The sequence below is a fragment of the Sulfurimonas sp. genome (assembly GCF_041583195.1).
In the GTDB taxonomy this organism is placed as follows: domain Bacteria; phylum Campylobacterota; class Campylobacteria; order Campylobacterales; family Sulfurimonadaceae; genus Sulfurimonas.
Genome location: NZ_JBFHGL010000006.1, coordinates 73,197 through 100,060, shown reverse-complemented (window position 1 = coordinate 100,060; position 26,864 = coordinate 73,197). Strand labels below are relative to the sequence as shown.

At 32.0% G+C, this 26,864-nt stretch carries 32 protein-coding genes; 20 read left to right on the top strand and 12 right to left on the bottom strand.

Annotated features, from left to right (window positions below):
* Positions 1-330 precede the first annotated feature (330 nt).
* The 14 genes from ABZA65_RS07290 to hcp all read left to right on the top strand — a co-directional run bounded on the left by ABZA65_RS07290 (position 331) and on the right by hcp (position 13,551).
* Complete coding sequence (locus tag ABZA65_RS07290) at positions 331-2,304, top strand: fused protease/ribonucleoside-triphosphate reductase (RefSeq protein WP_373072172.1); 1,974 nt, start codon at positions 331-333, stop codon at positions 2,302-2,304.
* A gap of 58 nt (positions 2,305-2,362) precedes the next feature.
* The gene (moaA, locus tag ABZA65_RS07285) at positions 2,363-3,340 is read left to right on the top strand and encodes a GTP 3',8-cyclase MoaA (protein ID WP_373072170.1); all 978 of its coding nucleotides are present in this window, start codon (positions 2,363-2,365) and stop codon (positions 3,338-3,340) included.
* 185 nt (positions 3,341-3,525) lie between these two features.
* Positions 3,526-6,336: a nitrate reductase catalytic subunit NapA gene (gene napA, locus ABZA65_RS07280; RefSeq protein ID WP_373072168.1), complete on the top strand. Its 2,811-nt coding sequence runs from the start codon at positions 3,526-3,528 to the stop codon at positions 6,334-6,336.
* Between the two features lie 50 nt (positions 6,337-6,386).
* Positions 6,387-7,181 (top strand): ferredoxin-type protein NapG, encoded by a 795-nt coding sequence (gene napG / locus ABZA65_RS07275; protein ID WP_373072166.1) that lies wholly within the window; start codon positions 6,387-6,389, stop codon positions 7,179-7,181.
* Entirely contained in the window at positions 7,174-7,989 is an 816-nt protein-coding gene (napH, locus tag ABZA65_RS07270; protein ID WP_373072164.1) for a quinol dehydrogenase ferredoxin subunit NapH, read from the top strand. The genes napG and napH overlap by 8 nt, the downstream gene beginning before the upstream one ends.
* 1 nt (position 7,990) lies before the next feature.
* Complete coding sequence (locus ABZA65_RS07265; protein WP_373072162.1) at positions 7,991-8,635, top strand: nitrate reductase cytochrome c-type subunit; 645 nt, start codon at positions 7,991-7,993, stop codon at positions 8,633-8,635.
* Between the two features lie 4 nt (positions 8,636-8,639).
* The gene (locus ABZA65_RS07260; protein ID WP_373072160.1) at positions 8,640-9,113 is read left to right on the top strand and encodes a ferredoxin-type protein NapF; all 474 of its coding nucleotides are present in this window, start codon (positions 8,640-8,642) and stop codon (positions 9,111-9,113) included.
* 9 nt (positions 9,114-9,122) lie between these two features.
* A complete protein-coding gene (locus ABZA65_RS07255; protein ID WP_373072158.1) occupies positions 9,123-9,443 on the top strand; it encodes a hypothetical protein in 321 nt (106 codons plus the stop codon).
* Complete coding sequence (locus ABZA65_RS07250; protein WP_373072156.1) at positions 9,436-10,386, top strand: WD40 repeat domain-containing protein; 951 nt, start codon at positions 9,436-9,438, stop codon at positions 10,384-10,386. Before ABZA65_RS07255 ends, ABZA65_RS07250 begins: the two co-directional genes overlap by 8 nt.
* A gap of 2 nt (positions 10,387-10,388) precedes the next feature.
* Positions 10,389-10,772, top strand: a complete 384-nt coding sequence (locus tag ABZA65_RS07245; RefSeq protein WP_373072154.1) for a chaperone NapD — start codon at positions 10,389-10,391, stop codon at positions 10,770-10,772.
* Position 10,773: 1 nt separating this feature from the next.
* Positions 10,774-11,220 (top strand): PAS domain-containing protein, encoded by a 447-nt coding sequence (locus tag ABZA65_RS07240; RefSeq protein ID WP_373072152.1) that lies wholly within the window; start codon positions 10,774-10,776, stop codon positions 11,218-11,220.
* 12 nt (positions 11,221-11,232) lie between these two features.
* The gene (locus ABZA65_RS07235) at positions 11,233-11,475 is read left to right on the top strand and encodes a hypothetical protein (RefSeq protein WP_373072150.1); all 243 of its coding nucleotides are present in this window, start codon (positions 11,233-11,235) and stop codon (positions 11,473-11,475) included.
* Between the two features lie 43 nt (positions 11,476-11,518).
* The gene (locus ABZA65_RS07230) at positions 11,519-12,154 is read left to right on the top strand and encodes a Crp/Fnr family transcriptional regulator (protein WP_373072148.1); all 636 of its coding nucleotides are present in this window, start codon (positions 11,519-11,521) and stop codon (positions 12,152-12,154) included.
* Positions 12,155-12,225: 71 nt separating this feature from the next.
* Positions 12,226-13,551, top strand: coding sequence for a hydroxylamine reductase (gene hcp / locus ABZA65_RS07225; RefSeq protein WP_373072146.1), 1,326 nt, complete (start codon positions 12,226-12,228; stop codon positions 13,549-13,551).
* A gap of 33 nt (positions 13,552-13,584) precedes the next feature.
* On the opposite strand, the gene ABZA65_RS07220 is transcribed toward hcp, so the two are convergent.
* The 10 genes from ABZA65_RS07220 to ABZA65_RS07175 all read right to left on the bottom strand — a co-directional run bounded on the left by ABZA65_RS07220 (position 13,585) and on the right by ABZA65_RS07175 (position 20,083).
* The gene (locus ABZA65_RS07220) at positions 13,585-14,568 is read right to left on the bottom strand and encodes a type IV pili methyl-accepting chemotaxis transducer N-terminal domain-containing protein (RefSeq protein ID WP_373072144.1); all 984 of its coding nucleotides are present in this window, start codon (positions 14,566-14,568) and stop codon (positions 13,585-13,587) included.
* A gap of 1 nt (position 14,569) precedes the next feature.
* Entirely contained in the window at positions 14,570-15,229 is a 660-nt protein-coding gene (locus tag ABZA65_RS07215; protein ID WP_373072142.1) for a Crp/Fnr family transcriptional regulator, read from the bottom strand.
* 13 nt (positions 15,230-15,242) lie between these two features.
* Positions 15,243-15,620: a winged helix-turn-helix domain-containing protein gene (locus ABZA65_RS07210; protein WP_373072140.1), complete on the bottom strand. Its 378-nt coding sequence runs from the start codon at positions 15,618-15,620 to the stop codon at positions 15,243-15,245.
* Positions 15,621-15,662: 42 nt separating this feature from the next.
* A complete protein-coding gene (locus ABZA65_RS07205) occupies positions 15,663-16,010 on the bottom strand; it encodes a nitrous oxide-stimulated promoter family protein (protein ID WP_373072138.1) in 348 nt (115 codons plus the stop codon).
* Positions 16,011-16,022: 12 nt separating this feature from the next.
* Complete coding sequence (locus ABZA65_RS07200) at positions 16,023-16,442, bottom strand: hypothetical protein (protein ID WP_373072136.1); 420 nt, start codon at positions 16,440-16,442, stop codon at positions 16,023-16,025.
* Positions 16,439-16,750 (bottom strand): metal-sulfur cluster assembly factor, encoded by a 312-nt coding sequence (locus ABZA65_RS07195; protein ID WP_373072134.1) that lies wholly within the window; start codon positions 16,748-16,750, stop codon positions 16,439-16,441. Before ABZA65_RS07195 ends, ABZA65_RS07200 begins: the two co-directional genes overlap by 4 nt.
* Complete coding sequence (locus ABZA65_RS07190; RefSeq protein ID WP_373072132.1) at positions 16,743-17,990, bottom strand: hypothetical protein; 1,248 nt, start codon at positions 17,988-17,990, stop codon at positions 16,743-16,745. The genes ABZA65_RS07195 and ABZA65_RS07190 overlap by 8 nt, the downstream gene beginning before the upstream one ends.
* Before the next feature lie 3 nt (positions 17,991-17,993).
* Positions 17,994-18,332 carry a DUF2249 domain-containing protein gene (locus ABZA65_RS07185; protein ID WP_373072130.1) on the bottom strand — a complete coding sequence of 113 codons (339 nt, stop codon included), beginning with the start codon at positions 18,330-18,332 and terminating at the stop codon, positions 17,994-17,996.
* Positions 18,333-18,392: 60 nt separating this feature from the next.
* Positions 18,393-19,565 carry an NnrS family protein gene (locus tag ABZA65_RS07180; protein ID WP_373072249.1) on the bottom strand — a complete coding sequence of 391 codons (1,173 nt, stop codon included), beginning with the start codon at positions 19,563-19,565 and terminating at the stop codon, positions 18,393-18,395.
* Positions 19,566-19,744: 179 nt separating this feature from the next.
* Positions 19,745-20,083: a cytochrome C gene (locus ABZA65_RS07175; RefSeq protein WP_373072128.1), complete on the bottom strand. Its 339-nt coding sequence runs from the start codon at positions 20,081-20,083 to the stop codon at positions 19,745-19,747.
* 126 nt (positions 20,084-20,209) lie between these two features.
* Here ABZA65_RS07175 and ABZA65_RS07170 point away from each other — a divergent pair, with 126 nt between their 5' ends.
* Positions 20,210-20,503 (top strand): cytochrome c, encoded by a 294-nt coding sequence (locus ABZA65_RS07170; RefSeq protein WP_373072126.1) that lies wholly within the window; start codon positions 20,210-20,212, stop codon positions 20,501-20,503.
* Positions 20,504-20,643: 140 nt separating this feature from the next.
* The gene (locus ABZA65_RS07165) at positions 20,644-21,057 is read left to right on the top strand and encodes a hypothetical protein (protein WP_373072124.1); all 414 of its coding nucleotides are present in this window, start codon (positions 20,644-20,646) and stop codon (positions 21,055-21,057) included.
* A 176-nt stretch (positions 21,058-21,233) separates the two neighbouring features.
* Here the strand turns inward: ABZA65_RS07165 and ABZA65_RS07160 are convergent, their stop codons facing one another.
* Both ABZA65_RS07160 and ABZA65_RS07155 read right to left on the bottom strand, forming a co-directional pair.
* Positions 21,234-21,584 carry a hypothetical protein gene (locus tag ABZA65_RS07160; protein WP_373072123.1) on the bottom strand — a complete coding sequence of 117 codons (351 nt, stop codon included), beginning with the start codon at positions 21,582-21,584 and terminating at the stop codon, positions 21,234-21,236.
* A gap of 323 nt (positions 21,585-21,907) precedes the next feature.
* Positions 21,908-22,417: a hypothetical protein gene (locus tag ABZA65_RS07155; RefSeq protein ID WP_373072121.1), complete on the bottom strand. Its 510-nt coding sequence runs from the start codon at positions 22,415-22,417 to the stop codon at positions 21,908-21,910.
* 829 nt (positions 22,418-23,246) lie between these two features.
* Between ABZA65_RS07155 and ABZA65_RS07150 the strand changes: the two genes are divergently transcribed.
* From ABZA65_RS07150 to ABZA65_RS07135, 4 genes are all read left to right on the top strand, one after another.
* Positions 23,247-23,837 (top strand): TetR/AcrR family transcriptional regulator, encoded by a 591-nt coding sequence (locus ABZA65_RS07150; protein WP_373072119.1) that lies wholly within the window; start codon positions 23,247-23,249, stop codon positions 23,835-23,837.
* Between the two features lie 76 nt (positions 23,838-23,913).
* Positions 23,914-24,663 carry a hypothetical protein gene (locus ABZA65_RS07145; RefSeq protein WP_373072117.1) on the top strand — a complete coding sequence of 250 codons (750 nt, stop codon included), beginning with the start codon at positions 23,914-23,916 and terminating at the stop codon, positions 24,661-24,663.
* Positions 24,664-25,130: 467 nt separating this feature from the next.
* On the top strand, positions 25,131-25,439 hold the full coding sequence (locus ABZA65_RS07140) for a DNA-binding protein (protein ID WP_373072115.1): 309 nt from the start codon (positions 25,131-25,133) through the stop codon (positions 25,437-25,439).
* 82 nt (positions 25,440-25,521) lie between these two features.
* The gene (locus tag ABZA65_RS07135; protein ID WP_373072113.1) at positions 25,522-26,610 is read left to right on the top strand and encodes a tyrosine-type recombinase/integrase; all 1,089 of its coding nucleotides are present in this window, start codon (positions 25,522-25,524) and stop codon (positions 26,608-26,610) included.
* The last annotated feature ends 254 nt before the right edge of the window (positions 26,611-26,864 follow it).

Sequence of the window (26,864 nt, the reverse complement as noted above, 5' to 3'; positions counted from 1 at the left end):
TTCACAGGCAAGTATATTTGGCAAATTAGACAACTTAAAGTCTATTTAACAAGTAACTTTGAAAAAAGTTTTAGCTAAATTGAGATAAAAGTGAAAAAAATATTCGTAGTTGCGCTTTCATTATCTACACTATAGGCAATATTCTCTTACTTCTGGAACAAGATTAACTGTTAGAAAACTTGCTCCATTAAGACTTAAATATTTGAACATGCTCCAAAAAGAACAGTTTGTTGAACTTCAATATCTTTCATAAATTTGACTAATGTCAAAATAAAAAACTATAAATTTAATTAAAATTTGCAAATCTTAATTCCAATCATAGGAAATGATATGCAAAATCAGAAGAACCAGTACATAATTCAAGAGAGATTTTATCTAAAGGAATCATTTTGTAATGAACTAAATCTAAAAACTCCAAACTTTGGGTTTGGTGGATTTGGTGAAGCTACGTATTACAGAACTTATAGTCGTTTAAAGGAAGATGGTTCACAAGAGCATTGGGCAGATACAGTCGTAAGGGTTGTTAATGGAATAATGTCAATACGAAAGCACCATTATATTGTCAATAAGCTTCAGTGGAAAGAGGAAGTATGGCAGCAGTTTGCATATGAGCTTGCTGTGACAATGTTTGATATGAAATGGCTACCACCTGGGCGTGGTTTATGGGTAATGGGGACTGAATATGTTTATCAAAGAGGTGCAGCCGCACTAAATAACTGTGGTGCTGTAGATACAGAAGATTTAGCAGCATCAGCAGATTGGGCAATGGACATGCTGATGTGCGGAGTTGGAGTCGGATTTAATACTGCATGGAACGGTGAAGACAGTAGTCTGCCAGATAAGTCTAGACCAATTGTTTTTACTATACCAGATAGTAGAGAGGGATGGGTTTCTTCTGTTAGACTGTTAATAGAGAGTTACACAAAGGGTGGTTCATGGTTTGATTTTGATTATTCGAAAATACGTTCTTCAGGTGAACCAATTAAAGGCTTTGGAGGTACTGCATCTGGTGCTGAACCATTAATTCAACTTCATAATAGAATAGAAAAGTTTTTAGACAGTTTTTGTGTAAATGAAATAAGTAGTACTAGATGTGTAGCTGATATATTTAATTCTATAGGTGCCTGCGTAGTTGCTGGAAATGTAAGAAGAAGTGCAGAAATATCATTAGGTTCAGTTGACGATGAAAATTTTTTGAATCTTAAAAACTATGAAAAATATCCTGAACGTGCTGAAATCGGATGGATGTCAAACAACACAGTTGTTTTGACTAAAAGTGAAGAATTTCAAAAGCTTCCTCAAATTGCAGAGCGAATACAAAATAACGGTGAACCAGGTATTATGAATTTAATCAATGTTCAAAAATTTGGCAGATATGGAGATGATTGTGAAGATAAAGCTTGGCTTGCAAATCCATGTTCTGAAATACCACTTGAAAGTTTTGAACTTTGTAATTTGGCAGAAGTATTTGCCGCACGCTGCAATAATGATGAAGAATTTTATGAGGCACTTGAGTATGCAACATTTTATGCTTCAACAGTTTCACTTCTGCCTACGCACAGAAGTGAAACAAACGCAATAGTTGTTAGAAACAGAAGAATAGGTGTAAGCCTTTCAGGTGTAGCAGATATGCTTGATGAATTTGGTGCAACAGAGTTAACACGAAAGTTAAGAATAGGATATAAAGTAGTTAAGGATACAAATGCTAAATTAGCTTCAGAAGCTGGTATTCCATCATCTATAAGACTTACTACAATTAAGCCCTCAGGAACTATTAGCCAGCTAGTTGGAGTTAGTTCTGGTATGCACTTTCCAACTTTTCAGTATGCCATAAGAAGAATGAGAGTTGGTAATACTTCACCGATTTGCGAAGTATTAAAAAAAGCAGGTATTCCAAATGAAAAAGATGAATACAGTGAAAATACTACAGTTTTTGAGTTTCCTATCGACCAAGGTAAAACACGGAAGGCAACGGATGTATCAGCATGGGAGCAGTTTTCTTTTTTAGCTATGTTGCAACGGGAGTGGAGTGATAATATGGTAAGTTGTACAATTTATTTTGATCCAAAAACTGAAGGGAAACAGATTGAACACATGCTTGCTCAATTTGCACCTATAATTAAATCTGTATCTATGCTACCTCATTCTGATAGCGGTGCATATAAGCAGATGCCATATGAAGGCATATCAAAAGAAGAATATGAAAAACGTTTAAAAGATCTACCAAAAATTGATTGGAAATTGTTTGAGGGTAGTGATGGAATGCAAAGCAAATTTTGTAGTAATGATCAATGTGAAATTTGACATAGGTCAAAGAAAAAGCATAACACTCCTAGTATAGTTTTATCATTAGGAGTTAAAGATGTTAATAGATAGCTTTGATAGAGAGGTTGAATATTTAAGAGTTTCGGTTACGCAAAGATGTAATTTTAGATGTCAATATTGTATGCCAGAAAAACCATTTGAATGGACTCCAAAAGAAAACTTGTTATCTTATGAAGAGATGTTTTCATTTATAAAAATAGCCATAGATAATGGAATTAAAAAAATAAGAATAACTGGTGGAGAGCCGTTAGTTAGAGAAAACCTTGATCAGTTTATTAAGATGATTAACACGTATAAAAGTGATATTGATTTAGCTTTGACAACCAACGGATATCTTTTAAAATCTCAGGTTGAAAAATTAAAAAAAGCAGGACTAAACAGAATTAATATATCAATAGATTCACTAGAAAAAGAAACTTTTTGGTATTTAACCAAGAAAAATGTCTTGCAAAATGTACTAGATGGTATTGATGCAGCTGTTGACGCAGGAATGATTGTAAAACTAAATAGTGTGATACTCAAAGATATCAATGAAAACGAAGTAATGTCATTATATGAATTTGCAAAAAATAGGGGAATCCAAATAAGATTTATTGAGTATATGGAAAATGAAAGTGCTTATTCAAATTTAAAAACTATGCAAAGCAAGGAAATATTAGAGATTATATCTGGGCAACAACTCATTCAAGAATTAGTAGCCAAAGAAAACTCAGCAGCAAAACTTTATGTAGATAACAGCGGATATACATTTGGAATTATAGAACCATATGATGACTCTTTTTGTAAAACATGTAATAGGATAAGACTTAGTGCTGAGGGTGATCTTATTCCATGTCTATATTATGAAGACTCACAAAGCATAAAGGGTAAAACATCTTCAAAAGATGATATGGAGCATATTCTCAAAGAGGTTATAAAAAATAAACCTGAAAAAAACAGATGGTCTCATAACAGTACTGAAACTGTAAACAATGAGAATATTTCCAGCAGGGCTTTCTATTTTACTGGTGGCTGAAAAACACCTTAGTCATCAATTTGTTTTATTAAGATTTAACTAACTATAATCAAATATAATATGTATGTTGCGATGTGAAAAGCGTTCATGAGTTTTTTTAGTTTTTGACCTAAGTCAAGAAAAAAAAGTTTTTCAATTGTTAGACTGTTAATGTTGAAAAACGGAAAAAAATTAAGGAGAGTTAAATGTCACTTTCAAGAAGAGATTTTCTTAAAAGTTCTGCAGCAGCTTCGGCAGCAGCAGCAGTAGGTATGAGCGTACCTAGTGAATTGAGTGCGGCATCTAGCGCAGCTGAGGCTGGTTGGAGATGGGATAAAGCTGCATGTAGATTCTGTGGTACTGGTTGTGGGATCATGATGGCGACTAAGAATGGTAAAATAGTTGCAGTAAAAGGTGATCCTGCTGCTCCTGTAAACAGAGGACTTAACTGTATAAAAGGTTATTTTAACGCTAAGATAATGTATGGAGCCGATAGGCTTAAGACACCACTTCTTAGAGTAAACTCTAAAGGTGAATTTGACAAAAACGGTAAATTTGCTCCTGTTTCATGGAAAAGAGCGTTTGATGAGATGGAAATCCACATTAGAAAAGCACTCAAAGCAAGTGGACCAGAGGGTGTAGGAGTATTTGCATCTGGTCAATACACTGTTATGGAAGGTTATGCAGCACAAAAAATGATGAAAGGTGGATTTAGATCTAATGCTCTTGATCCAAATGCACGTCACTGTATGGCATCTGCCGTTGTTGGTTTTTATCAGACATTCGGTATCGATGAGCCATCAGGATGTTATGATGATATTGAGCTTACAGACACTGTAGTATCTTGGGGTTCAAATATGGCAGAGATGCACCCGATCCTTTGGTCACGTGTAACTGACAGAAAACTTTCAGATCCTGAAAGAGTAAAAGTTATATCTATACAAACATACAGACATAGAACTTCCGATCTAGCTGATGAAGAGATAATCTTTACTCCAAATACCGACTTGGCTTTATGGAACTATATCGCTCACGAGATAGTTTATAACCATCCTGAAGCAATTGATTGGGATTTTGTTAAAAAGCATATAATTTTTGCAGCATCTCCTGTTAATTTAGGCTATGGTATGCGTAGAAGCGATGAGAAGTCTATAAAAGAAGGTAAATATACGGATAAAGAGATGGAAACAGTTTCTAAAGAGATGAAAAAAGTCATCTCAGCAGAAGAAGCTCCTGCACTTGCACCTTATGGATATAAAGAAGGTGATGTAATGGTTAATGAACCAGCAGGGCTTAAACACTGGGAGATCTCTTTTGAAGAGTATAAAAGATTTTTAGAGCCTTACACTCTTGATTATGTAGCTAAAATATCTAAAGGTAATCCTGATGAAGATATTAATGAGTTTAAACGCAAGCTTAAACTATTAGCAGACTTATATATAGAAAAAGGTCGTAAAGTAGTGTCTTTCTGGACTATGGGTATGAATCAACATACTCGTGGTACTTGGGTAAATACACTTTCATATAATGTTCACTTTTTACTAAATAAACAAGCTAAACCTGGTTCAGGTGCATTTTCTTTAACTGGTCAGCCATCTGCTTGTGGTACAGCACGTGAAGTTGGGACATTCTGTCACCGTTTACCTGCTGACATGATGGTTGCAAATCCTGCACATAGAAAAATCACTGAAAACAGATGGAAGCTTCCAGAAGGTACTCTAAATCCTATTGGAAATCAACATATCATGAAGATCCATAGAGATATAGAAGATGGTGTTATCAAGTTTGCATGGGTTAATGTTTGTAATCCTTATCAAGATACGGCCAGTGCTAAACACTGGATAAAAGCTGCTCGTGAGATGGACAACTTCATTGTAACTTCAGATGGATATCCTGGTATCTCTGCAAAAGTATCTGATCTGATCTTACCAAGTGCTATGATCTATGAAAAATGGGGAGCTTACGGTAATGCTGAGAGACGTACCCAACATTGGAGACAACAAGTTCTTCCTGTGGGTGATGCTATGAGTGATACATGGCAATGGGTTGAGCTTTCAAAAAGATTTACTGTAAAAGATCTGTGGGGTGGATATACCCTTAGAGATGGAACTAAGCTAGCTGATGTTAAAGCTGATGCTAAGAAGATGGGATATAACGATGACACTACTATGTTTGAAATCTTATTTGCAAATGATGAGGCTAAATCATATAAGGTAGATCTTAACGATCCTGTTCAAAAAGGCTATGATAACACAAATTCAAGCGGTGATAGTAGAAATGTTGTTGGTAGTGATGGTAAAGTGTTTAATGGTTACGGATTCTTTATAGATAAGTACCTGTTTGAAGAATACGCATGGTTTGGTAGAGGACATGCGCATGACCTTGCAGACTTTGATACTTACCACAAAGTTCGTGGTCTTAAATGGCCTGTTGTTGATGGTAAAGAGACTCAGTGGAGATTTAATACCAAATATGACCCATATGCCAAAAAGTATGGGAAAGAGACAGGGCATACAGAATTCGCATTTTATGGAACACTGGCAAAAGCACTACCATACGGAGATTTAAACGGAGTTAAAGACCAGACAAAACGTGCTCTAAAAAATAAAGCAAAAATATTTGCTAGACCATATATGGATCCACCGGAAAAACCGGATTCTGAATATGATACATGGTTATGTACAGGTCGTGTGCTCGAACACTGGCACTCTGGGACTATGACTATGCGTGTACCTGAGTTATATCGTGCAGTTCCTGAAGCCCTATGTTATATGCATCCTCAAGATGCAGAAGATAAAGGACTAAAACAGGGTGGTCTTTGCTGGGTTGAATCTCGTCGTGGCAGAGTAAAAGCTAGAGTTGAAACTCGTGGTAGAAACAGACCTAGCCGTGGATTGGTGTTTGTTCCTTGGTTTGATGAAAAAGTTTTTATAAACAAAGTATGTTTAGATGCGACTTGTCCTCAGTCAAAGCAAACAGACTTTAAAAAATGTGCGGTTAAAATTTATCAAGCATAAACAGAGGATTTGTTGTCTGAAAAGGCTTCAACTCCTAGAAGAAGAAAACAATGAAAACAGAAACGATAAGTGAAAGAAGAAAATTCTTATTAAACACTGCAAGGGCTATAGGTTTGGCTGCTCTTGGTGGCTTGGTATGGAGTGCATACCTTGACGAAGTAACTGCTTCGGAGCTTACACTAAGACCACCTGGTGCACTTGATGAAGAGGACTTTCTTGCAACTTGTATTAAGTGTGGAATGTGTGTTGAAGCATGCCCATATGATACGTTAAAACTTGCAAAACCTGGTGATAATAAACCATTGGGTACTCCTTATTTTGAGCCTAGGGATATCCCTTGCTATATGTGTACAGATATACCTTGTGTGCCTGTTTGCCCAAGTAACGCGTTAGATATAAAAAAAGTATCTACTAATAATCAGCTTGATATTAATAAAGCTGATATGGGTGTTGCTGTAGTTGATACAAAAAATTGTATCGCTTTTTGGGGTATTCAGTGTGATGCTTGTTATAGAGCTTGTCCTCTTTTAGATCAAGCTATCTATCTTGACTATGAGAAAAATGAGAGAACAGGAAAGCATGCTTTTTTAAAACCTATTGTGGATAGTGATTTTTGTACTGGTTGTGGTTTATGTGAACATGCTTGTGTTACTGAAAAAGCTGCAATTTTCGTACTTCCAAGAGAAGTTGCTCTTGGAAAAGTCGGAGATCACTACATAAAAGGCTGGGATAAGTCAGATGAAAAAAGGCTTAAAAATGCTGAAGCGCATATAACAAAAACTGAGCTTAGCAAAGAAAAAGCTATAGACACGTTAAATGATATGGGAGGACTTTTAGATGATTAAAAATAAATATTTAATACTTCGCAGAGTGTTCCAAATTGGTTTAATGACTCTATACTTTGGAGCTAATGCATGGGGTTGGACTTTTATAATAGGTAATTTAAGTTCATCTAGCATTCTTGGGACTATCCCGATGAGTGATCCTTATGCGGTATTACAGATGTTCGCAGCGGGTGCAGTTATAGCTTCTGATATTTTTATAGGTGCTTTGGTCGCTCTTTTATTTTATTCATTAGTGGGAGGTCGTGCATTTTGTTCTTGGGTATGCCCAGTAAACATTATAACAGACGCGGCCAACTACTTAAGAAGAAAGTTCGAATTTAAAAAAATTCAGAAAAAACAGCCTGCCACTAGATATATGAGATATTGGGTGATAGTTATAAGCTTGATAATTTCTTTTGGTTTTGGTGTAACAGCTTTTGAGTTTATATCACCGGTAGGTATGGTTCATAGAGGAATCATATTTGGTCTTGGTTTTGGTTGGGCTGCAATAGCTGTTATCTTTTTCTTTGATCTGTTTGTTTTAAAAAATGGTTGGTGTGGATATATTTGTCCAATAGGAGGTTTTTACTCAATAATAGGCAGGTTTAGTCTTATTCGAGTGAAGTACGATGAGGAAAAATGTACATTATGTATGAAATGTAAAGAAGTTTGTCCAGAAAGTCAGGTGCTGTTCATGGTTGGAAAATCAAGTGATCAGGTGCTTTCCGGTGAATGTACAAATTGTGCTAGATGTATAGAAGTTTGTGATGATGATGCTTTAAATTTCTCAATAAGAGATTTAATAAATAAAAAAAATAAGGAGAGTTAATATGAAACTAGTTACTAAAATCGGTCTTTGTATGACTGCAGTTTCTGTGTTGTTTTTTAATGGTTGTAATGATACTGCTCCATCAGCGAAAGTTGAAAGAACAGAAGCAGTTGTTAAGCCTACAATTAGCGAACAGTCTTTAGGATTAAGAAAAGTTGATCTTTACAGTGAAGATTCAGTAAAGCCAGAAGAAACAAAATACTCTAAAGAGTATGCTGGTAGTGGATACAAAATAAACAGAGCGTTTCAGGATGCTCCTCCTATGATTCCGCATGACGTAGAAGGAATGCTGCCTATTACAATAAATGATAATCAATGTACGAGTTGTCATATGCCGGAAGTGGCTCCAAGTATGGGTGCTACAGCAATACCTGAATCGCACTTTACAGACTTTAGACCAAAACATAAGTTTGATGGTAAAAAATTTGAAAAGTCTATAGACAACAATAAAAATGAGATCTCTATTAAAAAGATCGGTGACTTAGCTGGAGCTAGATTTAACTGTTCACAGTGTCATGCACCTCAAAGTGAAGGACAACTTGTTGAAAATACTTTTACACCTGAATATACACATAAGGATGGTGCTGAGAAATCAAGTTGGAGCGGTTCTAAACTTACAGAAGGTTTAGATACTTTAATGAAGTAAGAAAATGAAAAGAAGAGAACTTTTTAGTTCTCTTTTTTCAAATAAGAAAAAAGAGAATACTGTAGTAAGACCGCCATACTTTGATGATGAGAATTCTTTTTACAAAGAGTGTCCAGAGTGTATTGATACACCTTGTGTCACTTTTTGCGAAGAGAATATTATAATTATATCTAGTGACAAGACACCTGTTTTGAACTTTAAAGAAGGTGGATGTACATATTGTGATGAGTGTGCGGAAGCTTGTCCAAGCGATGTCTTAGAACTTGAATATAAAAAGAAGATAGATGCTGTAATTGAGATAGATGTGCTAAAATGTATGAGTTGGAGTCAAACAATGTGTTTTTCATGTAAAGACCCTTGTCTAGATGATGCAATAGAGTTCTTGGGTATGTTTAGACCAAGCATAAACGATTCTAAATGCACAAGCTGTGGTTTTTGCATAAGTGTATGCCCAACAGAAGCAATTAAAATTAAGTAAGGAAAAAATATGTCTGTAGAGTTTATATCGTATGTTGATGAAGATAGTTCTGGTAACTGGTTTATAGAATTGACAGATACATTGGCTGATAAAACAGTAGTATGTATAAATATGGCTGAATACAAAAAAAGCATAGAAGAGTTAGGGGCTGAATACGGTAACGATATAATGGTAAAGTGGACCAAGTCCAAAACACTTTCTCCAAAAAGTTATGAAGAACTAAATCAAGAGATGATGAAACTTCAAATAGAGTATGAAGATGAGATAAATCAGATAAACAATCAGAATCAATATTCACAAGAAAATCCAGGGTTTAATCCAAATGCTTAAAACTATAATTGTATTACTCGTTTTTACGAGTCTTTTTGCGATAGAGAGCTTGGAACCTAGCAAAGTATTTAAAGCAACTGGCACTGTTCAAAGTATAGTTGTGAAAAAAAACAAACTTTATGCAGGTACTGATAATGGAACTATTGAAATATTTAACACGGATACAAAGCAGAATGTTAAAACAATTAAAATACCAGATATAAAAGATTTTATGGGTGATGTTTTACCATCTAAAATATACTCAATCGACATTTTCAAAGATAAAATTTTAATTGTTTCACAGGGGATGAAAGGGTACAGAAATATATTTATATATGAAAATGAAAAGCTAAACAAAATTATAGATATAGATAAAAAATACTTTATTCAAAAAGCGTCTTTTGTGGATGATGAAAAAATAGTGTTCGCACTGCTTAGCAATCAAATAGGCGTTTATAACTATAAAACTAAAAAACTATCTTATTTGATACAAGTTAGCCCATCTTCTTTTTCACACTTTATAATAAGCGAAGATAAGAAGAAAATAGCTACAACAGATGAAAGTGGAATAGTCAGAATAATGGATATAGAGACAGCTCAAGTATTAAAACAGCCCAAGGCGATCAACCTAGATAGAGTTTATCAGCTTGATTATAAAAAAGGTGTGATCTTAACAGCAGGTCAAGATAGAAAATCTGTAGTTTATAAAGACAGTTCATCATCTTTTTTAGACTTTGACTTTTTACTATACAGCTGTGCTTTAAGCCCAAAAGCAAAATTAGGTGCTGTTGCATATAATGAGAAAAATGAAGTTTTAGTATTTGATGTGAATACCAAAAAAAAGCTATATAACTTAAAAGGGCAAAAAGCTACGCTTACACAGATACTTTTTAAAAATGAAAAAGAAGTTTTTCTCAGTAGTGATGATCCAAACATAAATTATTTTAACTTAAATAAGGAGTAGTTATGAATATTTCAAGCATTGTGGTACAAACAGTACCTAAGTATTTAGATGAAGTTGTTGAGAGTTTAAAGTCTTGTGAAGTGTGTGATTACCATATGCATGATGAAAAAGGCAGGATAATCATAACAATAGAGGGTGACGGTGTTAAGGAAGAGTTAGAAAAACTTAGAGTTATCGAAGCTATACCTCATGTAATCACTGCCGATATGCAGATGGCATATAGTGAGGATGAACTTGATGAGCACATAGAAATTATTAACAATGCAGATGCAGTACCAAAAATGTTAAATGATGACAATGTAGATGTGGATAAAATAATTTACAGAGGAGATCTAAAGAAGAAAGATCTTGAAGGATTTGCCGCTGACTTTGACAAGGTTGATTAAAATGGAATTTAATGAGAGTGAATTTTTGATTGAAACTATTGTTCCTGATCATGAGTTAATTATCTCAAGAACAGATCTCAGAGGTATAATTACTTATGCGAATGACACGTTTGCCAGTATAAGTGGTTATAGTGTAGATGAACTTATTGGTAATTCACACAATATAGTTAGACATCCAGATATGCCTAAACGTGTTTATAAAGATATGTGGACTAAGTTAAAGCAGGGCAGAAAATGGGAAGGTATAGTAAAAAATCTCCGAAAAGATAGAGGTTTCTACTGGGTACATGCAACTATAAGTGGAGTATATAAGAATAATGAGTTAATTGAATATAAATCTATTAGAGTACCTATAGATTATGTTACAAAACTTAAATACCAGAAGCTTTATGATGAGTACAGAAATACAGATAAAGAAAATATCAGAAAAGTTATTTATAGCTTATAAATAAGGATTGATGTGAAACTATTTGCAACGATATTCTTGCTTTTCACAGTAGTGTTTAGTGCAGATAATAATGAAACGAAAAAACATTTGGAAAAGCAAATGGAAAAGGAAAAAAAATATTCTGTTGAACAAAAGTTTTATGGTGTAGATGAGTATGACTTTGAAGGTGCAGAAGTAAATGATAAATCTTTAAAAAAGATACCTCCGCAACCTGATTATAATGATGATTTTGACATGGACAATGTTTATGACTAAAGTTAAATTGTATTTAGTGTAATAAAATGGATATGCTTACTCCATGAATAATAATATTAACATCGAACTTTTTGAAGAATTAAATAATGTTGAGAATAACAGACTTTATGAAATCTCACAGCTTAAAAACTATAGTAAAGGTAATATTATCTTTTATGAGGGTGATAAACCAAACAAACTAAAGCTTTTGCTGGATGGTATTATAAAAGTATATAAGGTTGATCCAAAGGGTAATGAAGTGGTTATGCACTTTTTTCAACCTCAAACATTGATAGCAGAAACAGCACATATGCAAAAGATAAACTACCCGGCTACGGCGATGTGTGAAACAGATTGTCAGCTACTTGAAATAGACTATGAGTTATTTGAAAAAGATTTTTTACGTAATCCAGATATTAGTTTTAAAATCATCGAATCATTATCTAAAAAAGTTAAAGCTCTTCAAAACGTTATTACTACAAATCTCACCATGGATACATTTAGCAGGGTATGTAAGTTTATTTATGAAAACCAAAATCATATAGATGAACTCTCACATAGAAAAATAGCTGCAATCCTAAATATAACTCCAGAAACTCTCTCTAGAAACATAGCAACCTTAAAAAAAGAAGAACTTGTCAGTGTTGAAAAAAGAAAGATTATAGTACTAGACAGTATACGACTTAGCAAGTATTGTTGATATAAATCAATGAATTTATCTGTATAACCCATTAATATTCCGCAAAACAAAAACAATTATAAAGGATATTAATGAGTATGTTTTGTTACCAGTGTGAGATGAGTACACCAAACGGTTGTGGTTCTACTGGAGCTACTGTAGGTACGTGTGGAAAAGATGAGAACCTGAGCAGACTTCAAGATACAATGATTTTCGGGCTTAAAGGGCTTAGTGCTTATCGTGAACACCTAAATGAGCTTAAACCTCAAGAGACTAAAAACGTTGATGATGTTATGAGTGAGACACTCTATTTTACCCTTACGAATGTAAATTTTAATTTTGATGATCACATAGCACAGCTAATGAAAGTAGGAAGTGCCGGTGTAGAGGTTATGGATAAGCTCTCAAACGCACATACTGGTAAGTTTGGTGTACCTACTCCTGTAATCGTTGATCAAAACAAAGTTGAAGGAAAAGCTATCCTTGTAAGTGGTCATAACCTAGAGATGATGGAAAAACTTTTAAAAGCAACAGATGGTAAAGGTATAAATGTATATACACACTCAGAGATGCTACCGGCTCACGGTTACCCTGAACTTAGAAAATATTCACACCTTAAAGGTAATGTTGGTAAGGCATGGTTTGATCAAGCAGAGCTTATGAAACGCTTTAAGGGAACATTTGTAGTAAATACAAACTGTATAGTTCCTCCAAAAAAAGATGCTGATTATGTAGATAGAGTGTTCACTTACAAGATAGTAGGTATTGAGGGTGGGACTCAGATTGTTGATGACAACTTCGATGAGCTTATAGAGAAAACACTACAGTGTGAAGATACAAATATGGATGATAATCTATCACTAGTTACAGGGCATCATTATAAAACTATTTTAACTTTAGCTCCTCAGATTCTAGAAGCGCTGCAAGCTGGAAAGATCAGACAATTTTTTGTAATTGCAGGATGTGATGCACCGGGTCGTGCAGGAGAGTATTATAGAGAGATGGCTGAGAATCTTCCTAAAGATTGTGTGATCATAACTTCAAGCTGCGGGAAGTTCCGCTTTAATGATATTGACTTTGGAAATATTCCTGGAACTGAGATTCCTCGTTATCTTGATTTAGGACAGTGTAACGATTCAAACGGTGCTGTAGAGATAGCTAAGGCTGTAAGTGAAGCTCTTGATACGCCTATAAATGATCTTCCAATTTCCATAGTCCTTTCTTGGATGGAACAAAAAGCGGTTATCATACTTCTTGCATTATTTAGTTTGGGAATAAAAGATATATACCTTGGACCAAAACCACCTCAGTTTGTAAATGAGGATATCTTTAATTTCTTGGCTGAGAATTTTAATCTACATCTTACAGGTGATGCAAAAGAAGATTTAAAAAATTTATTAATAGAAAAAGTTGCTTAAGTCACTTTTTCTATTTCTCTTCATATAAAAAGTCTAGTTCTTACAATTTTTTAGTAAAGAGTCCAGTTGTTTTTTTAATTCATTCAGTTGCTTGGTTGTCTTTAAAAGATTCTCAGAGGACTCGATAGCAATGTCTTCACTCATATCGATATTTTTCATAATTTCTGGTTTATTCTCTAAGTCTTGAATTATATTCCCAAACTCTTTTGTTAGTGCCTCAAGCTGATTTGCTGCTACTTCTGATTGTTCCAGTGCACTTTGAGAATATGTGATTACAGAATTTACTTTATCTATAAAACAGTTCATACCGTCTGCAATTTCTACAAATTCTTGCTCAGAACTTATTTCCATAGGTTCTAAGTTTGAAATTTCTGAACTGCTAATCTTTTTATATTTTTCAAAAAACTCTCTAGCATGGGATTCGATTTGTTTCAATTGGATTAGTGAATACAAGGCAAATACAAAAAGAAACGCAAAAGATACATATTGGAATTTTTTTATAAAATTTGTTTTTTCTTCTATATGCATAGTATATAATGTAACAATTTCATCAACCTCTTCAAGGAGTTCATTATTAGATTTATACATATAACTAAGAAGATAGTTAAGGTTTGCGATATCATTGTTTAAAAGTGCTGTTTTAAAGTCGTTTGTATTCTTTTCGAAAGTCTTCCAAAGTACCAAGACTTTAGATATCTGATTATTTATCTCTTGAGTTGGAGCTTCTGAGATATTCAATAAACTATTCCCATTTTTTAATGTATCCAAACCATAATTAAACTCATCTATAGCTTGATCAATCTCTTTAAAGTCATGTGACCTTGTATTATAAAGATAATAGATATTCTTTGTAATTCTTTGTGTCAGCATTCTTTGTTTTCCAGCAATATTAACTATTGTCGCATCTTTAATATTTTTTTGGTTCAAATATATTGACACACTAATAACAATGAATATTGAGAGTATTAGTAATATTCCCAAAACTTTTATAGTCTGTTTAACGCTTATACTTTTCATCTTACATTCCCATATATATATTTTTCAATTCTTCTTCTTTGTTGATCATAACAATGCCTTTATCTATAATAATTATTTCATTTCTGCTTAATCTTTTTAAAACTCTCGAAAGAGTTTCAGGTTGTATGTGAAGAAGAAGCGACACTTCATTCCTTTTTAACTGGTTAAATATTTCTAGATCATTTATTAGCATAAAAGCAACTTTACTGGTAGCATCAAAAACAAGTTCCCTATTTACTATACATTGTAGCTGCTGGTTTTTATATATCAGTTCACTTATAAACTTAAAGACCAGCTCATTTTGGAATAAAAATTCATCTTTAAACCTTTTAAAGTCTATTGATAAGAGAGTACTTTGTCTTACAAATTCACTATTAGAAAAACAGTTTATTTTATTTTCATTTAGGTTTGAGAGTTCAGATATCATGGAATTAGGATAGATATAATATAGAAAAATTTCATTATCATATTTATCTATTTTATACACTTTTAAAAGCCCGTCCACTAAAAAAAGAAGCTTATCAATAGACTCAGATTCATAATACAATACCGATCCTGCATCAAACTTTGATACATGGGACATTGATGCTATAAACTCAACTTCTTCTTCATTTAAGTGATTAAACAAAGTGATAGATTTTATTGCATCTTTTATATTCATATCAAATCCATTCTCATAAGATAATCTTAGTTAACTTTTCTTCAAAAGTTTTATTTAGCTTTTCCAAAAATACAGTATGTTCTTCTTTTAGTTGCAAATAGACCTTGATTATTTCATTTCCGTACCTTGTAACCTCGAAGTGCTCATCATTATGGTTTATTACCAACGGTTTATCAGCAACTTTATTAATAGCTATTATATTTTTAACCGCTGTTGTATAATCCATGCCCAACGATTCTGCTGCTCGTGAGATAGAACAACCCTCAGATAACTTCTCAAGCAAAGCTACTCTTCCAGGTCCCATAAAGTTCTCAGCATTTTTTTGAACCCAGATTTGTCCACCAATTTTATACTCTGTATTTTCTTGTTTTTGCATATAAGAATATATCATATAGTTTCTTAATATGAATTTGTTCATTATCACTAGTACTTCTTATCTTAACAGTTCTGTTAATTTATTTTTTATTTTTATATAGCCTAATTTTATACCACTATATTTCATTAACTTTGCTAAGGTTTTCCACTGAGGCTTTTCATAACATGGGCTAGGACATTTTCTGCATTTTGGTTTTATGTCGTGAGGACATTCTTTCAGTTTTTGTAATGAGTAGTTTAGAAGGTTATGACACTCTACACAAAGATTTGTTTGGAAGTAGTATTCTTCTGATTTGTATTTAAATACATAATTCTTTTTTATTTGATGCTTATGATTGTCATTACAAAAAATAGGAAAAAAACTTTTCAATACTTCAACATCTTCTTCAAACTTTTGAGTTGTCATAATATTTTCCTTTTAAACGCTCCACATAACTTGTGAGAGTAGGACAATTAATATTACCAATAAAAAAGGCAATTTATGACTTTTAAACACAAGTGGCTGGATACCAAAAAACACTTGCAGTATACCCCTTGTCCCAAGCCATAACCCTAACAATGCTTTTATTGTTAATACGATCTGAAAGTTTGATAAACCAGTATCATTTATTGGGCCAAAAGCTGTATGGACTAAATACAGACCGCTTATAACTGCAACAACGAGAGCTTTTGGAACTATGACTTTTGTAAAGTCCTTAAAGTAAGCTCTTACTTCTTCATATCTGTTTTTGGAAAGAGTCTTTTGCATTCTCATTAATATAAGATTATCAGTAAATAAAAAACCGCCATAGATAAGAACTGAAAAGATATGCAATAGTTTCATAGTGAGGTAAATCATATTATTTTACCTCCTAACCTTTGCTTGACTTCATCCGTTGCCATAGATATATTCCATACAGGTTCCCATACTAGCTCAACTTTGGCAAGATCTGCATCTGGAAGTTCTCTAAGTACAGCTTCCTCTACCCATTGAACTAACATCTGATGAAGTGGGCAGGCTTTTGTACTTAGTGTCATAGTGACAGTGACTTCCATATCTTTGTTGCACATAGCATCATATACAAGCCCCATATCCACAAGATTGAATCCAACTTCCGGATCAACTACTGATGACACTGCTTTAAATATCTCATCTTTACTATACATCTAAGCCTCCTTTGAAACTTATCATAGATAATACATCTTTAAATAGAAATATTGCACCCATACTTAAAAAACTTAATCCGCTTTTATAAACAACTTCATTGCCAGTTAGTATGCTAATTAATACACAAAGAACTCCTATGCTGCTAAATATAAACTGCATATTGGCGCTATTAACTGGAATCATGTCTGCTAACATTGGAACTTGTTTCTTACCTACATAAGGAGAAAACTTTTCATACCAAACTAAAAAAGGGATAATTTTATAAAGATGTCCTATTATTATATGGGTAATGAAGCCTAAAAATACCATCCAGAATGTCGCCAAAAGAACTTCCTGTTTTTGTGTAAGAAAATAAAATATTCCAAGTATCAAGGCTATAAATAAACTGATAGATGAAAAAAGAATACTTTTAAAGTATATATCTGTTTCAACTCTAACTCTTTTTTTATATATGACATAAATGTTGTATGAATACAGAGAAAAGGATATTATCGTCAAACCGTAAGCTGATATGTTTAAAGTATTTATACAAGTCAAAGATCCTATAAAGATCAATATAACTGCAATTGACAAGGTTAACAGTGCTATTTTTGCGTATTTCCAAGAAAAACCATGACTCAACCAAAACATAGGAATAAGTACTAAACCAATTCCCATTATCGTAATAGACACATATCCCACAAGCACAAGATAAACATGACTTCTAAGTAAACCATTTAGATCTACATCCATCAGTCCACTGTACCCTAGAGCCATAACAATCCCTACTATTAATCCAAGTAGTAAAAATATATTTGCAATTATCATACTTCCTATTACAAAGCTCATTTTTTTTACTTTTTTTATAGTTAAAAATGTTTCAAACAGAAATATACCAAATGCTATCAATGCAATAGTGCCTCCAAAAGGCAACAATACAGGGAAGCCATAAAAACCAACGGCCATTAATGAAGTTCCTATAAGAAGTAAAGGATAGACTGCATAATACAGCTCGATTGCAAAATGCTCAACTTCAAGTACTACCGGTACTAACTGCGCCATTGCTCCAAATATTATCATCATCATAAACCCAAGTAAAAAAACATGAACCCAAGCTAGAGTAAGATTGTTTAAATAGTGTAAAGTACCTATATCAAAACTAAACAAACTAAGTACACTAGCAACATAAACACTTATTCCAACAATAAAAAAAGGTGCAATCAATTTAAATGGTGGCGAAAATTGTTGTGAAATATTCATTTTTTAATGACTGCACCTTCCACCGCTACAACTGTTTTGTGTGAAGTCAGTTGTACTGTCTGCATCAACTTTTCGTCTAAACACTATCTTCACCTTACCATCCTCAAGTATACTTTCCTCATAGTTGAACTCCTGCTCTATTTTTGGGAAAAGTCCACCTGGAGAATGATGGTTTATCATTATAAGAGACGAATTTTCATCAAGTAACTGCAACCCTGCCATCGCATTTACCATTGGTTCTGGTGGTGCACACCTGCTTGAGTCAAATTGATATGTTGTGATACCATCATTAGTATCTTTAAAAAAATCTACCGTTGCCCCTAAAACTTCTATTTTTTCCATCTAATTTTCCTTTTTTACTTTTTAAAAGTTTATCAGTATAAATAGATTTTTTTATTGATCTTAATCAACATAACCCTTTATTAAAATAGATATAAATTTGTAAGCCCATAAGATAAATAATATTAACCACGCAGTAATTGATATATCAAATAAAAACTCAAAACTCCAAGAAAAACCTAAGTTTAAACTGTATAAAAATCTTGAAAGTACTACAAGTTGTGTAAAGTAAAATAAGTACAAAACCAGTCCACTTGCCTGAGGTACTTGTCCAGAATGTCCATAAGTTACTCTTGTACCAAAACCTATTAGGATGGTTGTCAAAAAACCAAGTGCTATAAGATGTAATCCTAAAAATGAAAAAGATGTCTCTAAAAACATTTCAGCCACTAATGCCAAAGCATCTATAAAAAAAGCAACTGGAAGCCAAAATAATCCCAAATGCAAGATCCACAAAATTGGGGCTGCTTTGATCTCAAAAAGATTCCATCTTAAAAACTCTTTCATTAGGAACATGCACAAAATAAGATCTACTAAAATTTCCATAGATTTAAGATAGTTGTTAGTATCAAATGCAAAAAACAAAGTCTTAAATATAAAAAGTATAAATATTGTTTTAACTAAGTATGGATTTTTTTGGCTCATGCTATGTGAGAAAAAAGGGATCATTCTTTGACCTACGGCAAAAGTTAAAAAAATACAAAACATAAAAAAAGACACTGCAATAGCAATATTTTGCAAGGGTTGAATAAAAAGTGAAATAATCATAAGAATATTGGCCGCAATAGATATTTGAAATGATCTTAATATCCAAAAAGCATCTTCAAGATCATCCAGTGGAGAACTTTTATAAATATTTTGAAGCACAATAGTACTTTTATAGTTTGCATAGGCTATTATAAACATTGCAACTAAAGATATCCATATAGATATATATGTACCTAGTAAAAAAATAACCGATCCTAAAAGCATGCTAAAAAAAATACGAGAATATATACCTTGACTAATTGGTTCAACGGCAGCGAATCTGGGATATGTGGTAAAAATAAAACCTAAAAAAAAGTTTATAAATACAGTAAAAACAGTTGTATATACATGAATGAACAATGGGTCTAATTCCACGCTAAACAAACCTTTGTAAGCAAAGGCAAAAAATGCCATCATAATAACAGCATTTGCTACTCCTAGTATAAAAAAAGGTCTATGCGGTTGAGATAAAAATGATGATTTAAAAATTACAACTCCTTTTGGTTTTTCCTTATGTATTCTACTAAAAGCAAAACCTTCAAGGCTTGATCTAAGTCACAGAATTTATATTGAAATGTATATACAATTATGAAAGTTAAAAATCGAAATTTTATTGTTTTCTTCTCCGATATAACTACACTCGATTCAAAGCTTTTCGATTTTTAGCTTTACAAATCTGTTTCATAAATATATTCAACAATCTTCTCTAGAGTATCTCTATCATATGCCAACTCAGGCATAAGTTCATACTCATCGATCATATCGTGCATTATAGAAGTTTCTTTATTTGGTTTTAGTACCCACTCAGACATAAAAGAGACAAAATCTTTTTTTTGTGGGAAAGCTGATAAATATTTTTGTTTAATTATTTTCATAGCAGGTGCTGAAATACTTTTATCCATGTGATGGCAAGTGGTACAGTTACCACGTAACAACAACCCTCCATAATTATCTGCATTTAAACTAAATGATAATATAAACAACCATAATGTAAAGAATTTTATCATTTACGTATCCATGTATTTTATATTTACTATTTTACTACATCTTTCAAGCTATTGCTTGACTCAAGTCAAATACAAAAATAATTTTTTTAAATAAACTTTCAATGTAAAATCAATTAAGGATTGAGTATGAAAAAATTGTTAATGGCTGTAATGACTTTAGGATTGACATCAGGTGTTTTAGTAGCTAATGAGATTAATGCATATAAAAAGTGTGCAGGGTGTCATGGTGTTAAAGGTGAAAAGCCAGCTCTTGGAAAAAGTAAAGTTATTAAAGATATGACAAAAAAAGAGATAGTTGATGCTATGGTAGGTTATCAAAATGGTTCGTATGGTGGTCCTATGAAAGGTTTGATGATGGGGCAAGCTAAACAATTAAGTAAAGATGATATTGAAGCTATAGCAAACAACATAGGCAAATAACCACTCCCTTTAATAAAAGCAAGTGTTTGCTTGCTTTTTCATTTTCTATATTTTTTATAATCAAAAATACTTGATTAATATCAATGTATATTTTTCTTACTTAAAGTAGAATATTGCTCAAAATTATATGAAGGATTAATATGAAAAATATTACTTTTACACTTCTACTTTCACCTATTTTACTTTTGGCATCATCTGATGGTTATGAGGTTTATAAAAACAATTGTTCAGCGTGTCATATAGAAAATATTTCTAGGAGTGAGTTTGTAAAAAATATTTCTACTATGAAAGCACCTCCTATGGTTGAAGTTTCTAGTCAGCTAAAAAGTTATATATCTATAAAAGGAGATGATGAAGATGTCCACCGTCAGTTAGTGATTTTGTTTATTAAAAATTATATTGACAATCCACAACTTGACTACAGCTTATGTAATCCTGGTGCACTTGAGCGTTTCGGTGTAATGCCTTCGCAAAAAGGAAAACTAAATGAAGCCGAAAAACAAGCAGTTGCGGAATGGATATATGATAGATATGATGGAGTAGAATTTAAATAGTATTCATGTTTTACTATCCTTTGGAACACAAAACACTAAAATTAGATTAACGTGTTCCAAAAAGTGTTCAGAAAATGAATATATCTAATTTCCTAAAATTCTATATAGTTTTGGAGCATTAAAGATACATAGAATTTTATAGATAATTGAAATAAATATTACCCATAAAAAATACTTTATTTAATAATAAGTTTTTTAGCGTCAATCGAAACTAATCTCCTTGGAAACAGCCTTTTTTGTACAGATTTTTTCAATATTTCTCGTGGCACACATATGTAATTTATATACGCACTATACTCTCCTCCTCCTATTTTTATATATAGAATCTCATTCAAATCAGTTTCATCTCCACTTTGTATTTCTTGGTATGATATAAGGTCCAAAATTTTTGTCACAGACTCTATAGTAGAGTTTTCAATTATATTGATAATTGCAGCTTCAGCCCTTTTGGCTTTTGTACCATACTTTTGATTGAGATCAAGCACATTATCCTTAATATATTTTTCTATCATTTTTTCTGTTTTCATAATTATCCTCCACCGGATGTAAACTAAGATATCTCAGATAGTTATTGCATTACTGCACATATCTTTTACAACGAGTGGTATAGCACTTAAAAACAATTGTTGAAAAAATTCAATATATTTATTAAATCTACTTTTTAAGAGCTTTATCACTGCCAATTTTAGAACCGCACGTGATAGCTTAAAATTCAAAATAATACAATGGATGCAGAAAAAATGGACGAACTAAAACAGAACAATCAACTTGAAATTTGTATTGGTGTATAATTCATAAAAAAAATTTATGGAATGTCTTCTCTTAACTAGACATTTACTAACTCAATAATTTATATAATACGTGCAAATCTAAAAAAAGGATTTTCTTTATCGTAAAAAACACTATTGATTTTATCTTTTGAATCAGACGTAAAAATATATACAGTGTATTGATTTTGCTGGAAGTGTCCTCGTAATAATCCAAATAACCAATCTTCTTCCATAGTTAAAACATTTGTAAAGCTATCCATCCATATCGTTATGTTTTCATGTATAGTTTCTGCTTGTTCAAAAAGTTCTAAAATATAATCTAAAGCCGTATAATCATCTGAAGATAGTTTTATATCTATATTATTATCAATATGTAGTTTATATTGTTCAATTAGTTTAGTAGCTAATTCTCTTGTGGAATGTATATTTTTAAAGTCTATATACACAAATATTGTTTTGGATTGTAGATCTTTTTTTAAATCATCTAGTAAGTTAGTTGTAATGTCATCTTCTACAAGAGCAACACTCTGCTTAAACTTATAAATATAATTATAAAGTTTTTTGTACTTTTTATCGTGTTCAAGAGACATCTACTTAACTCCTAAATGTTTAATAGTCAATTATATCATTGAGAGGCTGCATATCATCATGAAGTTTATAGTTTTTTATATTTTTTGTAGAGATTATTAAAGCAAATAAAATTAATTATTAAAAAGTTATATAGTCAATCACTAAATTTTAATAGCCGCAAAAATAGCCGCAATATTTTAATGATTTTCAAAATTCATAATGCTGTATAACATCACATTATATGGATATATTGACAATATATACAGTCGCAATAATAGCCGCAAAAATAGTCGCAATTTATTTCTTTAAAATCTACTATTAGGTTAGCTCAATTAATATATAATACGGTCAGGGATAACTTCTGCTATAATAACAACTACAATAAATAGCCAACTGGTCATTGGAAATTTATTTATTCAACCTAGTAAATCAGGTTAATGCCAGAGCAAAGGCAACAAAAATCTACTAATCAGCTCGAATAATATAAATTATTATATAGTTTGGGCTCTACTTATACCCTCAGTTACATAATAAATACCCACTTATACAGTGAGTTACATAACAAAAAGTGCACTTATACCCTCAGTTACATAACAGATGTGCCATTTTTCACATATTATGTTTGTCAAATTAGGTGAAAATACTGCTAAATACAACTAAAGTTTATATAAAATGGGTTATTAATCTGTTATGTCAAACAACGGACGGTTAAGTGTTATAAATTAGATGGTGAATATTCATCTAATTTATAACTATTTAACTAGCATTTACTAATCAAAAAATATATCAATAATGGATAATCCATAGTTATTAATAAAAATAAAATCAATATCTATGTAAAATCTATTTATGAATAAGACTAAAAAGCTACTAATAGATATTACATTTGACTTGCTATATAAAAAAGGTTATTGTGCTACAAGTATGTCTGATATTTTAGATATCGCCAAACTTACAAAAGGTGCGATGTATTATCATTTCTCTACAAAAGACGTACTTATTTTAGCAACTATGGAGCACTATTTAGAACCTATCCTAACTTCTGGATGGATAGAGCCTCTAAAACAAAGTGAAAAGCCATTAGAGACCATAACAAAACAGATAGATGAATTTTACGCTATGTATGCAGATAAGAGTAGTTTTTTGTCTATAAAGCATGGATGCCCTCTTAATAATTTCATAATAGATATGAGTGATAAAAATGAAGAGTTCTTTACCTATTTAAAAAGTGTTTATAAAAGATGGGAAGATTCTGTTACAGAAGCGCTTCAATATGCACAGGACTTAAACCAAACAAAAACCAAGTTTGATGCAAAGAGTAAATCTCTTTTTATCATATCATCAATTGAGGGTTCAATAGGCACTGCTAAAGCATATAACGATTTGGATGCTCTAAGGAAAAGTTTTGATGTGCTAAATTCATATATTTTAGAACTTTAAAATAAAATACAAACCGTTCGGTATAATTTGGAATACTCATTGCTTAATATTTTTAATAAAATATTAGGAGAATATTATGAATGTTACTTCCGCAATACAAATCCAATACCACAGTACCAATAAAACAGCTCAATCAAAACAACAAAATATCAATGTTGATGATGTTAAAGTTGATACTCTTGATGATAAAGCAAATGAAATACTTAATCAGCTTTTAGTCGGTATGTCTGACAAAGACAAAGGTGCTATAAAATTATCTCTTAGTTTCAGCATGAGTATAAAAAATGAAAGTTTCTCAGATGGTAAACTTCAGATTGAAAGAGAATATAAAACTGATAGACAATCGATTTTAGATAATCTAGATGACAAAATAAACAATCCTGATAACAGTGGTTATTTATCTGATGAGATAAAAAGAGTAGCTAGAGAATTAAAAGAACAATATGCAAAAGAAACAGCTAGTGCTAGTATAGCAGATCAAGAGAATTCTGTAGTTGATGAATTTTTAGAAAATCTATATTCTAAAGACTTATCTGGAGTTAAATCTAGCATTGTTAAAGAAGAAATAAAAAACAGAATAGATGAATATGCTCAAATTATGATGCAAGAACGAGGTGAACGACCTGAATCAGAGCTGGAAGCTTCCAAGCTACTTAACGAGTATAAAAATGAACTACTGAAAGAATATAAAGAAAGCATAGAAAACTCAACAAATACAGTTATGAGTTCTGAGCAACAAGCAATTATAAAAGTACTAATGGAGGAAAATTCAGAAGAGATTAGCTCGCTGGAGAAACTATTGGTTTCTAAGACAGAAATAGTGTAGATACAAAAAGATCTGCGAAGTAAGATTTAAGACATCTCAAAATTCAAATAATAATCTATATATATTTGACAACACTTATATAGTTTAAGAAGCGGAAAAAACAGTATCATATTTAAGAAGCGGAAAAAATGATCTTAATTAAATTACAAATATATCATTTTAAATTTTATAAACTACTCAATCTAACCTTAACAAAATTCACTTTTCTACTTTTTTCAATTAATGCTATACCTCACCATAATATATCTAATAGGAGAGAAACTATTTTAATAAATGAGATGTAGATTCATGCACAATCTATTTTTTCAATAAAAAAATTAATGTGCTATACCCCTCACTATAAAATATCTAAAAGTAGCACTCAAATAAACATACAGTTAGGCTCACCTGCATGTTCATCAACTAATTTCTTTCGAGAACTTATATCAGCTTCTTTAGCTGAAATTACTTTTTATAAAGGAGTTTTCGTGGAAATAAAATATGAAAACTTAGAGAAGATTGATGAGCTTGTACTTAAAGTTAATCAACTCTTAGAAAATACAAATCCTGAAAAGAGATGGTTAAACATCAACGAAGCAGCTTATTATCTTGGATATTCAAAAGACCATCTGCACAAACTAAAAAATGATGAGCTTATTCAAGGCAAGCACTATTATAAAAAAGGGAAGCTACTATTCGACAAATATGCGCTTGATGAATGGGTTACTACTTATAAATCAAATGACATTAATACTTCTGAAATAGTGTCTGATATTTTAGAGGATATAGCATGTTAAACTATTTGATTAAAATCAACAAAAACAGTAAAATATCCCTGTTGTTAGAAAAGTCGTTTATGGGTTATGCTAAGGAGACAGCATGATACATAATATGACACAACCAAAGCTTTTTACACGTGGTAATAAGCTTTGGATTAGGTTTAGTTTTAATGGAAAGGTTATAAAAAGGCCTTTACATCTTGATAATTCTAAAACAAATGTAAAGATAGCAAATTTACAGATAATTCCACAGTTGATTCTTAAAGTAACAAGTGGAGAGTTCTTTGAAAATGAAAAAGCTAAAATTCCGACTGTTGATGAGTATGCAGAGATTTCTTTTACAGCTCATGAAGCTGAAAGAAAACCAACTACCACAGTTGACTATCGAAATATATACAGAAAACATATCCAACCATATTTTGGAAATGTAACGTTAGATAAAATAAAAGCAAGTGAAGTCAGTGTTTGGAAAAATAAACTATATAAAAATGGGCTCTCTTCAAGACGTGTAAATGCAATTAAAAAAGTGTTTGGCACCATAGTGCAAGATGCCGTAGATGATGAAGTAGTTCTATCAAATCCAGTTAGAAAATCTAAAGCACTTCCTCCTCATATTGAAAAAAGTATTATTCCCTTTTCATTAGATGAAGTTGGTAAGATACTTGAAGCTGCTGAAGGTCAAGACAAAAACTTGATTGCGACTCTCTTTATGACTGGAGTAAGAACCGGTGAACTGATCGCTTTAAAATGGGAAAATGTGGATCTTGATAATCGTACTATTGATATAGTTGCTACGATAGGAAGAGGACTTGAAGGTCTTCCAAAGACAAAATCTAGTGTCAGAACTATTCCCATACTTGATTCATTGTATGATTATCTTGTAGATCAGTATGCAATTACTGGACAGAAGAAAAGTTATGTATTCTTAAATCCTAATGATTCACATTTTTTTGACAGTAAAAATCTGAGAAATGGTTTATGGAAGAAAGTTCTTAAAAAAGCAGATATTAAATATAGGACTATATACCAGACACGTCATACATTTTGTAGTTTACACTTACAAGATGGTTCTAATTTAGCTTGGGTATCAAAAGTAATGGGACATAAAAATTCAAAAATTACTCTGGAAAAATACTCTAAATTCGTTCCCTCAGATTCTAAAATATCAACAGTGTTTGACAAGCTGTAAAAAGGAGTTGGAACATCATTGGCACAATTTTGGCACAATCAGATTTTTGAACTCTTGAAATGACTTATTTTAGGGGTTTATTAAGGGATGGTGCGGATGAGAGGACTCGAACCTCCACACCTTGCGGCACCAGATCCTAAGTCTGACTTATATATGTTATATCAAGTAATACTGTGTTATATATAGCCTATTTTTTGGGCTTTTATTAATTTCTTTATGATACCATTTTATATAGTTTTATATCTAAAACCGTA

What these genes read in the sequence shown, in the direction of transcription:
- ABZA65_RS07205 (WP_373072138.1), bottom strand. Translation starts at nt 16,010, where the DNA reads ATGACAACTCAAAAGTTTGAAGAAGATGTTGAAGTATTGAAAAGTTTT.
- ABZA65_RS07175 (WP_373072128.1), bottom strand. Translation starts at nt 20,083, where the DNA reads ATGATAAAATTCTTTACATTATGGTTGTTTATATTATCATTTAGTTTA.
- ABZA65_RS07220 (WP_373072144.1), bottom strand. Translation starts at nt 14,568, where the DNA reads ATGAAAAGTATAAGCGTTAAACAGACTATAAAAGTTTTGGGAATATTA.
- ABZA65_RS07215 (WP_373072142.1), bottom strand. Translation starts at nt 15,229, where the DNA reads ATGAATATAAAAGATGCAATAAAATCTATCACTTTGTTTAATCACTTA.
- ABZA65_RS07165 (WP_373072124.1), top strand. Translation starts at nt 20,644, where the DNA reads ATGAAAAATATTACTTTTACACTTCTACTTTCACCTATTTTACTTTTG.
- napH (WP_373072164.1), top strand. Translation starts at nt 7,174, where the DNA reads ATGATTAAAAATAAATATTTAATACTTCGCAGAGTGTTCCAAATTGGT.
- napA (WP_373072168.1), top strand. Translation starts at nt 3,526, where the DNA reads ATGTCACTTTCAAGAAGAGATTTTCTTAAAAGTTCTGCAGCAGCTTCG.
- ABZA65_RS07250 (WP_373072156.1), top strand. Translation starts at nt 9,436, where the DNA reads ATGCTTAAAACTATAATTGTATTACTCGTTTTTACGAGTCTTTTTGCG.
- ABZA65_RS07135 (WP_373072113.1), top strand. Translation starts at nt 25,522, where the DNA reads ATGATACATAATATGACACAACCAAAGCTTTTTACACGTGGTAATAAG.
- ABZA65_RS07230 (WP_373072148.1), top strand. Translation starts at nt 11,519, where the DNA reads ATGAATAATAATATTAACATCGAACTTTTTGAAGAATTAAATAATGTT.
- ABZA65_RS07185 (WP_373072130.1), bottom strand. Translation starts at nt 18,332, where the DNA reads ATGGAAAAAATAGAAGTTTTAGGGGCAACGGTAGATTTTTTTAAAGAT.
- hcp (WP_373072146.1), top strand. Translation starts at nt 12,226, where the DNA reads ATGAGTATGTTTTGTTACCAGTGTGAGATGAGTACACCAAACGGTTGT.
- ABZA65_RS07265 (WP_373072162.1), top strand. Translation starts at nt 7,991, where the DNA reads ATGAAACTAGTTACTAAAATCGGTCTTTGTATGACTGCAGTTTCTGTG.
- napG (WP_373072166.1), top strand. Translation starts at nt 6,387, where the DNA reads ATGAAAACAGAAACGATAAGTGAAAGAAGAAAATTCTTATTAAACACT.
- ABZA65_RS07195 (WP_373072134.1), bottom strand. Translation starts at nt 16,750, where the DNA reads ATGTATAGTAAAGATGAGATATTTAAAGCAGTGTCATCAGTAGTTGAT.
- ABZA65_RS07210 (WP_373072140.1), bottom strand. Translation starts at nt 15,620, where the DNA reads ATGATATATTCTTATATGCAAAAACAAGAAAATACAGAGTATAAAATT.
- ABZA65_RS07200 (WP_373072136.1), bottom strand. Translation starts at nt 16,442, where the DNA reads ATGATTTACCTCACTATGAAACTATTGCATATCTTTTCAGTTCTTATC.
- ABZA65_RS07240 (WP_373072152.1), top strand. Translation starts at nt 10,774, where the DNA reads ATGGAATTTAATGAGAGTGAATTTTTGATTGAAACTATTGTTCCTGAT.
- ABZA65_RS07170 (WP_373072126.1), top strand. Translation starts at nt 20,210, where the DNA reads ATGAAAAAATTGTTAATGGCTGTAATGACTTTAGGATTGACATCAGGT.
- ABZA65_RS07290 (WP_373072172.1), top strand. Translation starts at nt 331, where the DNA reads ATGCAAAATCAGAAGAACCAGTACATAATTCAAGAGAGATTTTATCTA.
- ABZA65_RS07160 (WP_373072123.1), bottom strand. Translation starts at nt 21,584, where the DNA reads ATGAAAACAGAAAAAATGATAGAAAAATATATTAAGGATAATGTGCTT.
- ABZA65_RS07260 (WP_373072160.1), top strand. Translation starts at nt 8,640, where the DNA reads ATGAAAAGAAGAGAACTTTTTAGTTCTCTTTTTTCAAATAAGAAAAAA.
- ABZA65_RS07190 (WP_373072132.1), bottom strand. Translation starts at nt 17,990, where the DNA reads ATGAATATTTCACAACAATTTTCGCCACCATTTAAATTGATTGCACCT.
- ABZA65_RS07245 (WP_373072154.1), top strand. Translation starts at nt 10,389, where the DNA reads ATGAATATTTCAAGCATTGTGGTACAAACAGTACCTAAGTATTTAGAT.
- ABZA65_RS07255 (WP_373072158.1), top strand. Translation starts at nt 9,123, where the DNA reads ATGTCTGTAGAGTTTATATCGTATGTTGATGAAGATAGTTCTGGTAAC.
- ABZA65_RS07150 (WP_373072119.1), top strand. Translation starts at nt 23,247, where the DNA reads ATGAATAAGACTAAAAAGCTACTAATAGATATTACATTTGACTTGCTA.
- ABZA65_RS07155 (WP_373072121.1), bottom strand. Translation starts at nt 22,417, where the DNA reads ATGTCTCTTGAACACGATAAAAAGTACAAAAAACTTTATAATTATATT.
- moaA (WP_373072170.1), top strand. Translation starts at nt 2,363, where the DNA reads ATGTTAATAGATAGCTTTGATAGAGAGGTTGAATATTTAAGAGTTTCG.
- ABZA65_RS07145 (WP_373072117.1), top strand. Translation starts at nt 23,914, where the DNA reads ATGAATGTTACTTCCGCAATACAAATCCAATACCACAGTACCAATAAA.